This window comes from Pseudomonas sp. LBUM1672, from assembly GCF_059695655.1.
Window position 1 is genome coordinate 5,266,276 of the sequence record NZ_CP166781.1, and the last position, 13,717, is coordinate 5,279,992.

The 13,717-nt window shown below is 61.2% G+C and carries 12 protein-coding genes; all 12 read right to left on the reverse strand.

Annotation, left to right across the window (positions count from 1 at the left end):
• Window positions 1-3 precede the first annotated feature (3 nt).
• Genes ACA053_RS24015 through mraZ form a run of 12 tightly spaced genes read right to left on the reverse strand, consistent with a single transcriptional unit; the run spans window position 4 to window position 13,369 of the window.
• Complete coding sequence (locus ACA053_RS24015) at window positions 4-960, reverse strand: D-alanine--D-alanine ligase (protein WP_497393871.1); 957 nt, start codon at window positions 958-960, stop codon at window positions 4-6.
• Window positions 957-2,417, reverse strand: coding sequence for a UDP-N-acetylmuramate--L-alanine ligase (murC, locus tag ACA053_RS24020; protein ID WP_109634701.1), 1,461 nt, complete (start codon window positions 2,415-2,417; stop codon window positions 957-959). The genes ACA053_RS24015 and murC overlap by 4 nt, the downstream gene beginning before the upstream one ends.
• The gene (gene murG / locus ACA053_RS24025) at window positions 2,410-3,480 is read right to left on the reverse strand and encodes an undecaprenyldiphospho-muramoylpentapeptide beta-N-acetylglucosaminyltransferase (protein WP_109634703.1); all 1,071 of its coding nucleotides are present in this window, start codon (window positions 3,478-3,480) and stop codon (window positions 2,410-2,412) included. Before murG ends, murC begins: the two co-directional genes overlap by 8 nt.
• Window positions 3,470-4,687: a putative lipid II flippase FtsW gene (ftsW, locus tag ACA053_RS24030; RefSeq protein WP_109634705.1), complete on the reverse strand. Its 1,218-nt coding sequence runs from the start codon at window positions 4,685-4,687 to the stop codon at window positions 3,470-3,472. The genes murG and ftsW overlap by 11 nt, the downstream gene beginning before the upstream one ends.
• Window positions 4,684-6,030 carry a UDP-N-acetylmuramoyl-L-alanine--D-glutamate ligase gene (gene murD / locus ACA053_RS24035; RefSeq protein ID WP_497313612.1) on the reverse strand — a complete coding sequence of 449 codons (1,347 nt, stop codon included), beginning with the start codon at window positions 6,028-6,030 and terminating at the stop codon, window positions 4,684-4,686. The genes ftsW and murD overlap by 4 nt, the downstream gene beginning before the upstream one ends.
• Window positions 6,031-6,035: 5 nt before the next feature.
• Entirely contained in the window at window positions 6,036-7,118 is a 1,083-nt protein-coding gene (gene mraY / locus ACA053_RS24040; protein WP_109634708.1) for a phospho-N-acetylmuramoyl-pentapeptide-transferase, read from the reverse strand.
• On the reverse strand, window positions 7,118-8,485 hold the full coding sequence (locus tag ACA053_RS24045; protein WP_109634711.1) for a UDP-N-acetylmuramoyl-tripeptide--D-alanyl-D-alanine ligase: 1,368 nt from the start codon (window positions 8,483-8,485) through the stop codon (window positions 7,118-7,120). Before ACA053_RS24045 ends, mraY begins: the two co-directional genes overlap by 1 nt.
• On the reverse strand, window positions 8,478-9,941 hold the full coding sequence (locus ACA053_RS24050; RefSeq protein WP_497313616.1) for a UDP-N-acetylmuramoyl-L-alanyl-D-glutamate--2,6-diaminopimelate ligase: 1,464 nt from the start codon (window positions 9,939-9,941) through the stop codon (window positions 8,478-8,480). The genes ACA053_RS24045 and ACA053_RS24050 overlap by 8 nt, the downstream gene beginning before the upstream one ends.
• Window positions 9,941-11,680 carry a peptidoglycan D,D-transpeptidase FtsI family protein gene (locus ACA053_RS24055; RefSeq protein ID WP_497318342.1) on the reverse strand — a complete coding sequence of 580 codons (1,740 nt, stop codon included), beginning with the start codon at window positions 11,678-11,680 and terminating at the stop codon, window positions 9,941-9,943. The genes ACA053_RS24050 and ACA053_RS24055 overlap by 1 nt, the downstream gene beginning before the upstream one ends.
• Entirely contained in the window at window positions 11,680-11,973 is a 294-nt protein-coding gene (gene ftsL / locus ACA053_RS24060) for a cell division protein FtsL (RefSeq protein ID WP_497393872.1), read from the reverse strand. The genes ACA053_RS24055 and ftsL overlap by 1 nt, the downstream gene beginning before the upstream one ends.
• The gene (gene rsmH, locus ACA053_RS24065; protein ID WP_497393873.1) at window positions 11,970-12,917 is read right to left on the reverse strand and encodes a 16S rRNA (cytosine(1402)-N(4))-methyltransferase RsmH; all 948 of its coding nucleotides are present in this window, start codon (window positions 12,915-12,917) and stop codon (window positions 11,970-11,972) included. The genes ftsL and rsmH overlap by 4 nt, the downstream gene beginning before the upstream one ends.
• Window positions 12,914-13,369, reverse strand: a complete 456-nt coding sequence (gene mraZ / locus ACA053_RS24070) for a division/cell wall cluster transcriptional repressor MraZ (RefSeq protein WP_008147486.1) — start codon at window positions 13,367-13,369, stop codon at window positions 12,914-12,916. The genes rsmH and mraZ overlap by 4 nt, the downstream gene beginning before the upstream one ends.
• Between the last annotated feature and the right edge of the window lie 348 nt (window positions 13,370-13,717).

Below are 13,717 nucleotides of genomic sequence, written 5' to 3' on the forward strand. Positions count from 1 at the left end.
GTCTTACCCTCGTGGCTCAATACTTGCGGCCAGAATCGCCAGAACCAGTTGCTGGAAATCCAAACCGGCAGCACGCGCTGCCATCGGCACCAGGCTGTGATCGGTCATGCCCGGTGCGGTGTTGACTTCGAGGAACCAGAACTGCCCGTCGGCGTCCTGCATCACGTCTGCCCTGCCCCAACCGGCGATACCCAGCGCCTCACAGGCTTTCGCCGTGAGGTCCATCAGTTCTTTTTCTTTGTTGCTGTCCAGGCCACACGGGATCCGGTACTGGGTATCGGAAGCCACGTACTTGGCGTCGTAGTCGTAGAAGCTGTGCGTCGTGCCCAGGGCAATTGGAGGCAACACCTGGTCACGCAGGGTGGCGATGGTGAACTCAGGACCTTGAATCCATTGCTCGACCAACACTTGCGAATCGTAGGTACTGGCCGCTTTCCACGCATCGATCAACTCCGACGCGGAGGTCACTTTGGCCATCCCGATACTTGAACCTTCATGGGCCGGTTTGACGATCAAAGGGAAGCCCAGTTCCGTCGCTGCCGAAATACAATCAGCCTCGCAGCTCAGTACCGCGTGACGTGGCGTCGGAATGCCCAGACTGTGCCAGACCTGTTTGGTCCGCAGCTTGTCCATGGCCAGTGCCGAAGCCAGAATGCCACTGCCGGTATACGGAATGCCCAGGCATTCGAGCAGGCCCTGCATGCTGCCGTCTTCACCGCCACGACCGTGGAGGATGACGAAAGCGCGGTCGATTTTTTCGTTCAGCAAACGCTGCAGAAGGTCATCGCCCACATCGAGGCCGAACGCATCCACACCGGCGCTCAGCAGTGCGTCGAGTACAGCGTTGCCCGACTTCAGGGACACTTCACGCTCGGCACTCTTGCCGCCGAACAGCACGGCGACGCGGCCGAAGTCTTTCGGCGCGATCGTGGAGACGAGGTTGGCGTATGCAGCAGTCATTTCAACTTCCCCGCAGTCGGCGCGGCAACAGCTCCCGCGAATAGTGGACTGGCCAACAGTTTCGGGGCGAGACCACCGATATCACCGGCGCCCTGGCACAGCAGGATGTCGCCAGCACGCAGCAGTGGCTTGACCAGCGGCGCGAGGTCGACACCGCGCTCGATGTAGATCGGGTCGAGTTGACCGCGCTGACGGATGCTGTTGCACAGCTTGCGGCTGTCGGCGCCCGGGATCGGCTCTTCACCGGCCGGGTAGACTTCCATCAGCAGCAAGACGTTGGCATCGGCCAGTACATTGACGAAATCGTCGTACAGGTCACGGGTGCGGCTGTAACGGTGCGGCTGGTACACCATCACCAGACGGCGCTCCGGCCAGCCACCGCGTACGGCCTGGATCACGGCCGCGACTTCGGTCGGGTGGTGACCGTAGTCGTCGACCAGCATCACGTTGCCGCCGTCTACCGGCAGTTCGCCGTAGACCTGGAAGCGTCGGCCGACACCCTGGAAGCCGGACAGCCCCTGGACGATGGCTTCATCGCTGACGCCTTCGTCGGTGGCGATGCAGATGGTCGCCAGGGCGTTCAATACGTTGTGGTTGCCTGGCATGTTCACCGAGACATCCAACGGCTCGCGATCCGGGCGCAGCACCGTGAAGAAGGTTTGCATGCCTTGCTGGCGCACATTGATGGCGCGTACGTCGCAGTCATCGCCGAAGCCATAAGTGACCGTCGGGCGTTTCACCAGTGGCAGGATTTCACGCACCACCGGATCGTCCAGGCACACCACCGCCAGACCGTAGAACGGCAGGTTGTGGAGGAACTCGACGAAGGTTTTCTTCAGTTTGTTGAAGTCACCGTCGTAGGTCGCCATGTGGTCGGCGTCGATGTTGGTGACCACGGCCACCAGCGGCTGCAGGTGCAGGAAACTGGCATCGCTTTCGTCGGCTTCGGCGATCAGGTAGCGGCTGGTGCCGAGCTGGGCATTGGTGCCCGCAGCATTCAGACGACCACCGATGACGAACGTCGGGTCCAGGCCACCGGCCGCGAACACCGAAGCGATCAGGCTGGTGGTGGTGGTTTTGCCGTGCGTACCGGCAACGGCGATGCCGTGGCGATAGCGCATCAGTTCCGCGAGCATTTCGGCTCGCGGCACCACAGGGATACGGCGTTCCAGAGCAGACGCGACTTCCGGGTTGGAGGTGTTCACGGCGCTCGATACCACCAGCACGTCAGCGGCAGAGGCGTTTTCGGCACGGTGGCCGATGAAAATATGCGCGCCAAAGGACTCGAGACGCTCGGTCACCGGCGACGCTTTCAGGTCGGAACCGGACACTTCATAGCCCAGGTTCAGCAACACTTCGGCGATGCCGCACATGCCCACGCCGCCGATGCCGACGAAGTGGATGCGACGGATGCGGCGCATTTCCGGTTGCGGCATGGCTTTCTGTTTCTCAACCATGGGCCACCTCCAGACAGGTATCGACCACGTTACGGGTTGCATCGGGTTTGGCCAGGCGGCGTGCCGCAGTGGCCATGTCGTTGAGTCGTTGTGGTTGCATCAGGACCTCTGTCAGGCGCGCGGCAAGATCCGCTGCGCCAGTCGTTCTTTGCGGCATCAGGAAGGCAGCGCCTTCACGGGCCAAATAATCGGCGTTGCGGGTCTGGTGATCGTCGATCGCGTGGGGCAACGGCACCAGCATCGAGGGCAGACCGGCGGCAGCCAGTTCACTGATGGTCAACGCGCCTGCGCGGCACACCACCAGGTCGGCCCAGCCATAGGCTTGGGCCATGTCTTTGATGAAAGGCTGCACTTGCGCCTCGACGCCAGCCGCGCGATAGCGCTCTGCAGTCACTTCATCGTGGTTTTTGCCGGCCTGATGAAACACTTCCGGGCGCAGGTCGGGGGCGACTTGCGACAGGGCTTCAGGCAGCAACTTGTTCAACGGCTCTGCGCCCAGGCTTCCGCCCAGGATCAGCAAACGCGCCTTGCGTCCCGCCAGGGCAGGACGCTGTGTTTCGAGGAACAGCTCGGTGCGCACCGGGTTACCGGTGGTCCGACGGCTGTCCGACAGGGTAAAGGTGTCGGGGAACGCTTCACAGACTCGGGCGGCCAACGGCACCAGCAACCGATTGGCGGTACCGGCCACGGCGTTCTGCTCATGAACGATCACCGGCACACCGGCCAGTTTGGCGGCAACGCCACCAGGACCGGTCACATAACCACCGAAGCCGACCACACACACCGGCTGCAGCTGACGAATGATCGCCCGCGCCTGCCAGACCGACTTGAGTACCATGAACGGAGCCTTGAGCAGGGACAACTTGCCCTTGCCGCGCAAACCGGTGGCATTGATCCGGTGCAGCTCGATACCGGCCATCGGCACCAGGTCGTTCTCGATGCCGCGTGGCGTTCCGAGCCAGTGCACGGTGTAACCGCGGGCCTGGAATTCGCGGGCGCACGCCAGCGCCGGGAACACATGGCCACCGGTGCCGCCCGCCATGATCAAGACGTTAGCGCCCATGGGTCGGCTCCTCGGCGAAGTCGCTCTCATGGAACTCCATCTCCTCGCTGCCCAGGTGGGTTCGACTCTCCCACTCGATGCGCAACAACAAGCCGAGACAGGCACCGCAAATCACCAGCGAACTGCCGCCATAACTGAGGAACGGCAGGGTCAGGCCTTTGGTCGGCAGCAGGCCGACGTTCACCCCGATGTTGATCAGGAACTGGCCGATCCACAGGAACGACAGGCCGTACGCAATGTAGGCGGCGAAGAACTGCTTGGCCTTCTCAGCCCAATAACCGATGTACATGCCACGCACACAGACGAAGACGAACAGCGCTACGGTGCACAAGGAACCCACGGCGCCCAGCTCTTCGGCCAGCACCGAGAACACGAAGTCGGTGTGGGCTTCCGGCAGGTAGAACTGTTTCTGCACGCTGTTGCCCAGGCCAACGCCCAGCCATTCGCCGCGACCGAATGCGATCAATGCTTGCGACAACTGGTAGCCGGCACCGAACTGGTCGGCCCACGGATCGGCAAAGTTGGTCAGACGCGCCATTCGATACGGCTGCACTTGAATCAACAGCACCACCGCCCCGACCGCGAGGACCACCATTAAGGAAAACCGGAACAGCCCGACCCCGCCGAGGAATAGCATCGCCGCTGCCGCGCCCATCATGACAACGGTGGCACCGAAATCCGGCTCCATCAGCAACAGACCGGCCATGGGCAGCAGAACGATGAACGGCTTGAAGAAGCCCATCCAGCTTTCGCGCACTTCTTTCTGGCGACGTACCAGATAACCGGCGAGGTAGATCACCACGAATACCTTGGCGATCTCGGACGGCTGAACGTTGAAGAAACTGAAGCCGATCCAGCGCATCGAACCGTTCACTTCGCGGCCGATCCCCGGGATGATCACCATCACCAGCAAACCGAATGCACCCAGCAGCATCAGCCAGCCCAGGCGTTGCCAGGTGGCGATCGGAATCATCATGGTGATGACGCAGGCGCCCAGGCCCAGCACGATGTAGATCAGGTGGCGAATCATGTAGTACAGGGCACTGCCCGACTGCACGGCCGCCACTTCGGTCGAGGCCGAGGCAATCATCACCAGCCCGAGACCGATCAAGGCCAGGCAACCGGCGAGCATCGGGAAGTCGAGGTCGATCCCGCGCCCGGTGATGATCGGCGACGGGTACGGCTTGATGATATTGAGCAGGCTCATGCCAGTTCCTCCACAGCGCGGACGAACTGATGGCCACGGTCTTCGTAATTCTTGAACATGTCGAAACTGGCGCAGGCAGGCGACAACAACACGGCGTCGCCTGGCTCGGCGACGGCGCGGCACTGTGCGACCGCTTCCTCCAGTGAACTGACGCGAATCAGCGGCACGGCATCGCCGATGGCCTGACCGATCAGGTCACTGTCACGGCCCATCAGCACCACGGCGCGGCAGTTGACCGCCACCGGGTCACGCAAATCCTTGAACTCGGCACCCTTGCCATCGCCACCGGCGATCAGCACGAGTTTGCCGTCGATGTCCGCGCCCAGCCCTTCGATGGCGGCCAGTGCGGCGCCGACGTTGGTGGCTTTGGAATCGTTGTAATAGCTCACGCCACCCAGGTCACGAACCCATTGGCAGCGATGCTCGAGGCCAGCGAAGGTGCGCAGGCTCGAGAGCATGGCGTCGAACGGCAGGCCGACGGCGTGCCCCAGTGCCAATGCCGCCAGGGCGTTGGACTGGTTGTGGGCGCCACGAATCTTCAACTCGCGCACCGGCATCAGGTTCTGGAATTCGAAGGCCAGGTACTTCTCGCCGTCTTCTTCGCGGATCCCAAAGGCCTTGAAATCGGGTTTGCTCAAACCGAAGGTCCAGCATGGCTGGCCCTCGCCCATCAGCGGACGGCTCAGGGCGTCCTGACGGTTGACCACAAACTGTTTGGCGCCACGGAAGATCCGGTGCTTGGCCAGGTGATAGGCCGGCAGACCGCTGTAGCGGTCCATGTGGTCTTCGCTGACATTAAGCACGGTCGCCACTTCGGCGTTGAGTTGATCGGTGGTTTCGAGCTGGAAGCTCGACAGTTCCATCACGTACAACTCGACGTCGTCGTCGAGCAGATCCAGCGCCGGCGTACCGAGGTTGCCACCGACAGCGACACGCTTGCCCGCCGCCACTGCCATCTCGCCAACCAGGGTGGTGACGGTGCTTTTCGCGTTGGAACCGCTGATGGCGACAATCGGCGCCTTCGCGTTACGCGCGAACAGCTCGATGTCGCCGGACAATTTCACGCCACGGGCGGCGGCAGCCTGCAGGGCCGGGGTCGCCAGCGCCAGGCCGGGGCTCACGTAGAGCTCGTCGGCACGGCACAGGAATTCGACGTCCAGCTCGCCACAACGCACTTCCACGTGCGGATAGTCACGCTTGAGCGTGGCCAGTTCCGGTGGATTTTCCCGCGTATCAGCCACAGCAAACGACGTGCCCCGGTTCGCCAGGAAGCGAACCAGGGACATGCCGCTCTTGCCGAGGCCGACAACGATGCGGAAGTGGTCAGAAGCGATCAGAGACACTCGTTCTACCTCAGCTTCAGGGTGGCAAGGCCGACCAGTACGAGAATCACGGTGATGATCCAGAAACGGACGATCACGCGTGGCTCAGGCCAGCCCTTGAGTTCAAAGTGGTGGTGAATCGGCGCCATGCGGAATACGCGGCGACCGGTCAGCTTGAAAGAAGCAACCTGGATAACGACAGACAGGGTTTCCATCACGAACACGCCGCCCATGATGAACAGGACGATTTCCTGGCGGACGATCACCGCGATCGTGCCAAGCGCTGCGCCCAGCGCCAGTGCGCCGACGTCGCCCATGAAGACTTGCGCCGGATAGGTGTTGAACCAGAGGAAACCGAGGCCCGCACCGATCAAGGCACCGCAGAACACGATCAACTCACCGGCACCCGGCACGTAAGGAATCAGCAGGTACTCAGCGAATTTCACGTTACCGGACAGGTAGCAGAAGATGCCCAGGCCGCCGCCGACCATCACCGTCGGCATGATCGCCAGACCGTCGAGGCCATCGGTCAGGTTGACCGCGTTGCTCGAGCCGACAATCACGAAATAGGTCAGGACGACAAAGCCTATGCCCAGCGGAATGCTGTAGTCCTTGAGCATCGGCAGGATCAGGGTGGTTTCCACCGGCGTCGCAGCGGTCATATAAAGGAAGATCGCCGCGCCGAGGCCGAACACCGACTGCCAGAAATACTTCCAGCGGCTCGGCAGGCCTTTGGAGTTTTTCTCGATCACCTTGCGGTAGTCGTCGACCCAGCCGATAGCGCCGAACAGCAACGTCACCAGCAAAACGGTCCAGACATAACGGTTGCTCAGGTCAGCCCAAAGCAAGGTACTGACACCGATAGACGACAGAATCAGTGCGCCGCCCATGGTCGGGGTGCCCGATTTTGAAAGGTGCGATTGTGGACCGTCATTGCGAACGGATTGACCGATCTGACGGTTCTGCAACGTGCGGATCATCCACGGGCCGTAGCACAGCGACAAAACCAGCGCGGTCAGCACACCGAGGATCCCGCGCAGGGTCAGGTACTGAAAGACCGCGAAGCCTTTGTAGAACTGTTGCAGGTACTCCGCTAACAGCAGCAGCATTAATGTTTCTCCAGGCTGGACCCGCACAAAGCGGCGACGATGTTTTCCATCGCAGCGCTGCGCGAGCCCTTGATCAAAATGGTGGTGTTGGTGTCTTGCTCGGCGCCCAAGGCCTTGATCAGCTCAGCCTGAGTGCTGAAGTGAAAGGCCTGGGGACCGAAAGCGTTCACGGCGTGAGCCATCAGTGGCCCGACAGCGTAAAGCGCGGAAACCTTGCCGCGGGCGTACTCGCCCACATCGCGGTGCCCCTGCTCCGCCCAATCGCCCAATTCGCCGATATCTCCGAGCACCAGAACGGTGCGGCCGGAAAAGCCGGCGAGTATATCAACGGCAGCGCACATGGAGGTGGGGTTCGCGTTGTAGGTGTCATCGATCACGCGTATGCCATTAGTGGCCAGTTGCGCGACGGTACGACCCTTGACCGGTTGCACCGCGCCGAGACCGGTAGCGATGCCGAACAGCGACACGCCCAGAGCATACGCGGCAGCGGCGGCGGCCATGGCATTGGCGACGTTATGGGTGCCGAGCAGGTTCAGTTGAACGCGTTCCACACCTTCAGGACTGTGCAGGTTGAAGGCAGGGCAACCACGCGCATCGCGATCCAGCTCGCTGGCGTAGAAGTCGGCGCTTGGATTGTTCAGGGCGAAAGTCAGCACTTTGCGACCGCCCGCACGAGCCTTCCAAATACCGAACGCTTTGTCGTCAAGATTGAGCACGGCGACGCCATCGGCATCCAGCCCTTCAATGATCTCGCCCTTGGCTTCAACGATTTTTTCCGGCCCGCCGAACTCGCCGACGTGAGCGGTCCCGGCATTGTTGAGCACGGCCACGTGCGGCTTGGTCATGCCCACGGTGTAGGCAATTTCGCCGAGACGCGAAGCACCGAGCTCGATCACGGCGGAGGTATGTTCCGGCGAGAGTTCGAGCAGGGTCAGTGGCACGCCGAGGTCGTTGTTCAGGTTGCCACGGGTCGCCAGTACCGGACCGCGGGTGCGCAGGATGCTCGCGAGCATCTCCTTGACCGTAGTTTTACCGCTGGAACCGGTGATCGCCGCCACTGGTTGAGTGAACGCGGCACGGTTCATAGCGCCCAGTTGACCCAACGCCTGGCGGGTATCCTTGACCAGCAATTGCGGCAACGCGCTGTCGGCGACTTCGCGCTCGACCAGTGCAGCCACGGCGCCTTTGCTGGCGACATCGTTCAAATAGTCATGACCATCGAAACGCGGGCCGGTCAGGGCAATAAACAACTGACCCGGTTTGATCGCGCGGCTGTCGATGCTGACGCCATCGAATGTGGCATCGCCCGCGATCAATCGTGCATTCAGTGCGCCGGTCAGTTCGCTCAGTTTCAAGGCTTTAAGCATGAGCCACCTCCCACGCGGTCAAGGCATGATCAGCCTCGACCAGATCGGAGAAAGCGTGACGCTCGCCGTTGATTTCCTGATAGTCCTCGTGACCTTTACCGGCCAGCACAATCACGTCATCCGCCGAGGCGCTGGCGATCAACTGGGCAATCGCCTGACCACGGCCGGCGACAAAGGTGACTTTATCCACAGCGGTAAAACCAGCGCGAATGTCATCAAAAATCAGCGAAGGATCTTCGGTGCGCGGGTTGTCATCGGTGACCAGCACACCGTCGGCCAGACGCTCGACCACTTCGGCCATCAGCGGACGCTTGCCGCGATCGCGATCACCGCCGCAACCGAACAGACACAGCAAACGGCCTTTGGCGTGTGGACGCAGAGCCATCAAGACTTTTTCCAGCGCATCCGGCGTGTGGGCGTAATCGACCACCACCAGCGGCTGGGTGCCGCCGCCGAGACGCTGCATGCGACCGGCCGGACCTTCGAGTTTCGGCAGGACCTTGAGGATTTCGTCCAGCGCGTAGTCCAGACCGAGCAAGGCACCGACAGCGGCCAGCACGTTGCTCAGGTTGAAGCGACCGAGCAAGGTGCTGCGCAAATGATGCTCGCCCTGGGGCGTGACCAGCGTGGCGCGCACGCCTTCGTCGTCGAACTGTGCTTCACGGCAATAGAGGTAGGCGCTGGCATCTTCCAGGCTATAGGTGATCAGGCGCGACTCACGTTTGTCCGCAGCCAGTTGGCGGCCGAACTCGTCGTCGAGGTTGATCACCCGGCACTTCAAATCGTTCCAGGCAAACAGCTTGGCCTTGGCTTCGCCGTAGGCTTGCATGGTGCCGTGGTAATCGAGGTGATCGCGGGACAGGTTGGTCATCACTGCCACGTCGAACGCCAACGCCGTCACGCGACCTTGATCCAGGCCGTGGGAAGACACTTCCATGGCGACGGCTTTGGCACCGGCCTTTTTCAGGTCAGCCAAGGTCGCTTGTACGGCGATCGGGTTCGGCGTGGTGTGCAGGCCGCTTTCCAGCGCGCCGTAGAAACCGGTGCCCAGGGTGCCGACGATGCCGCAATGCTGTCCGAGCAAGTCCAGGGCCTGCGCAACCAACTGCGTGACGCTGGTTTTGCCATTGGTGCCGGTTACGCCAACCAGGTTCAGGTGCCGGCTCGGGTCGCCATAAAAGCGACCGGCGATGTCCGACAGTTGCGCCGCCAGGCCTTTGACCGGAATCAGCGGCACGTCGGTGATCGGCAATACGGTAGCGCCTTCGACTTCATAAGCCACCGCAGCAGCACCGCGCTGCAAGGCGTCGGCGATGTGCGCGCGCCCGTCTAACTTGCCGCCAGGGACGGCAAGAAACAGATCGCCAGCCCGCACGTTGCGGCTGTCCAGGGTCAGTTCGCGGATCAACAGATCGCGGCCAGCGTGGGCGAAAATTTTATTCAGACTAAGAGACATCAGCCGCGCCCTCCATTGGCTTTCAGTGGAACGACCGGTGTGGCGTTAGCGGTTTGCGTCGGCGGCAGGTTGTCCGGGGTGATGTTCATCAGGCGCAACGTCCCGGACATCACCTTGCTGAACACCGGCGCCGAGACCAGACCACCGAAGTAACCGGCCTTGGTCGGTTCATCGATCACCACCACGATCGCGTAACGCGGATCGCTCATCGGGCCGAAACCGGCGAACAGCGAGCGGTAGGAATTCTCGGCGTAGCCTTTGGTGCCGACCGACGTCTTACGCGCCGTACCCGACTTGCCAGCCACGTGATACGCCGGCACCTGCGCACGAAACACACCGCGCGGGGCCTCGATCACCTGGGTCAGCATGGTCTGCATGGTTTTCGCGACGGCTTCCGGCAGCACTTGCGTGGTTTGCGCCGGCTTGTCGGTCTTGATCAGGGTCAGCGGCGCGAGTCGACCGTTGTTGGCCAGGGCCGAGAAGGCGTGGACCAACTGGATCGCGGTCACGGAAATACCGTAGCCATAAGACAGCGTGGCGGTTTCAGCCTTGCGCCATTCGCGGTAGTTCGGCAAGTTGCCGACGCGCTCGCCCGGGAAGCCGAGGCCGGTGTCCTGGCCGAGGCCGACTTTCTGCGCGAGGCGGAAGATGGTTTCGCCGCCGATATCGAACGCGACCTTACTCATGCCGACGTTACTGGAATTGATCAGGATGCCGGTCAGGTCAAGCACCGGGCCTTCGGACTTGGAGACGTCCTTGATGGTGTATTTACCAATCTGCAAAGTGCCCGGGTACACCTCGACGGTGTCACTCGGTTTCCAGCGCCCGGTTTCGATCGCGGCACTCATGGAAATGGCTTTCATGGTCGAACCCGGCTCGAACACGTCGATCATGGCGCGGTTGCGCATCATCGCCGGTTGCAGGTTGCGACGGTTGTTCGGGTTGTAGGTCGGCTGGTTGACCATGGCGAGGATCTCGCCGGTCTTCACGTCCATGATCACCAGGCTGCCGGCCTTGGCGCCGTTCTCAATGATCGCGTTACGCAACTCGCGGTTGGCCAGGTATTGCAGACGCAGGTCAATGGACAACGCCAAGGGCTTGCCGGCCTTGGCGTTTTTGGTGACCTGGACATCCTTGATAAGTCGGCCACGCCGATCCTTGATGACCTGCCGCTTGCCAGGGACCCCGGCCAGCCATTCGTCGTAGGCCAGTTCGACCCCTTCACGACCGTGGTCATCGATGTCGGTAAAACCGACCATGTGCGCGGTGACTTCACCGGCCGGGTAGAAGCGCCGGAATTCTTCGATGCCGTAGACACCCGGCACTTTCAGATCGAGTACAGATTGGCCCTGCTCGGGGGTGAGCCCGCGCACGAGGTAGATGAATTCTTTGTTGGCCTGGGCTTCGAGGCGCTCGGCCAGGGCTTTAGGGTCTTGGCCCAGAGCCGCCGCCAGTGCTGGCCACTTCTCTTTGGCCAGCTGCATTTCCTTGGCGTTCGCCCACAGCGTGGTGACCGGCGTACTCACGGCCAAAGGCTCGCCGTTACGGTCGGTGATCAGACCACGGTGAGCCGGAATCGGAATGTGACGAACGCTGCGCGCATCGCCCTGGCTTTTAAGGAAGGCGCGGTCGACGACTTGCAGATCGATGATCCGCCAGCATATAGCCGCAACCATGACGCCGAGCAAGCCCAGCACCAGGCGGAAACGCCATGGAAACAGTGCGCCCTCGAGTTTCATCATGGCGCCACCATCTGCACTTCAGCGGCGCCGGGAATGCGCATCTTCAGTTGCTCGGTGGCCAGCACTTCGATACGGCTGTGGGCAGTCCAGGTGCTCTGCTCGAGAATCAACCGGCCCCACTCCGCCTGCGCCTTGTCGCGCACACTCAACTCGGCGTACAGCGAGTTCAGCAACTGCCGGTTCCAGTGGGCGCTGTACGACACGCCGATGGCCGACACGAGCACGCCAACAAACAGCAGCAGCATGAAGAAGCTTCCGCCGGGAAGAGGCTTGGCGAAAAGCTTGCTCACCGCAGCTTCTCCGCGACGCGCATGACGGCGCTGCGCGAACGTGGGTTGGCTTTGAGTTCGGCCTCGGAGGCGGACTGCGCTTTGCCATGAATTTTGATGATCGGTTCGAAAGCGACGTGACGGACCGGCAGGTTGCGCGGCAGGTTGTCGGCTTCGCCTTTTACCAGTTTGCGCATGAACAGTTTGACGATGCGGTCTTCCAGCGAGTGGAAGCTGATGACGACCAGGCGGCCACCGATTTCCAGGCAGTCCAGTGCAGCTTCGAGGCCGGCTTCCAGATCACCCAGTTCGTTGTTGACGTGAATACGCAGGCCCTGGAACGCACGGGTGGCAGGGTTCTTGCCCTTTTCCCATGCCGGATTGGCGACTTTCAAGACTTCAGCCAGGTCGGCTGTGCGCTCGAACGGCTTGATGTCTCGGCGCTCGGCCACGGCTCGGGCCATGCGGCCAGAGAAACGCTCTTCGCCGTATTCCTTGAATACCCGGGCGATTTCTTCCACCGGTGCGGTGTTGACGAATTCGGCAGCGCTGATTCCGCGGGACGGATCCATGCGCATGTCCAGCGGGCCATCATTGAGGAAACTGAAGCCGCGCTCAGGGTCGTCGAGCTGCGGCGAAGACACGCCCAGGTCGAGCAAAACGCCGCTGACCTCGCCGTGCAGACCGCGTTCGGCCACTTCCGAACCGAGCTCGGCAAAGCTGCGTTGCACAACGACAAAGCGGCCGTCTTCGGCCGCTAGCGTTTGCCCGGTGGCAATCGCTTGAGGATCTTTGTCGAATCCGAGGATCCGACCATCGGGGCCGAGCTGGCTGAGGATCAACCGACTGTGCCCGCCGCGCCCGAACGTGCCGTCCAGATAGCAGCCATCAGGACGTACGGCGAGAGCCTCCACGGCTTCGTCGAGCAGTACGGTGATGTGGTTAAAGCCGCTATCAATAGTCACAGGATCAAATCACGCAGTTCATCAGGCATGGCGCCCGGTTGTTGAATAGCAGCCAGGTCAGCGGCAGAAACCGCATCCCAGGCATCCTCGTCCCACAATTGGAACTTGTTCAGTTGGCCTACCAACATCGCGCGCTTATCCAACTTGGCATATTCACGAAGACGCGGCGGAACCAGAAAACGACCACTGCCATCGAGCTCGAGGTCGACGGCATTACCAATCAGTAAACGTTGCAGGCGGCGGTTCTCTTCGCGAAGCGAAGGCAGTGCGCGCAGTTTGGTTTCGATAATTTCCCACTCATCGAGGGGGTAAACACACAAACACGGATCAACGGCATCAATTGTGACGATCAACTGACCGGAACTACGCGAAACGAGCTCGTCACGGTACCGGCTCGGCATGGCGAGACGGCCCTTTGCATCGAGACTGATAGCGTTAGCTCCGCGAAACACGTCAGCGTTTCTCCAAATATTAGCGTTTTACGCTCAAAAAACCCACTTCATGCCACTTTCCGCCACTTGCGCACACTATAGGAATGCGGCCACCGCACCGTCAAGGCGCGGTTTAAAGGAAAACCCTTACAGAACTGAGATTTAGGAGGGTAAACAGAGGTGCAACGAGAATCTGACGTGTGATTTTGCTCAATAACTTGAATCAGCACAGAAGGCTGCGTTCGAAAGTTAAAGTAATTTGTTAAGAGTAAGATTTTTTCGGTATTACGAAAGTGTTCTGGCAACGATTCTGGAAGGAGGGAAATTGCTACTACCAGCACCCTGCTCAATGATTAAAGCAGGGGGAGA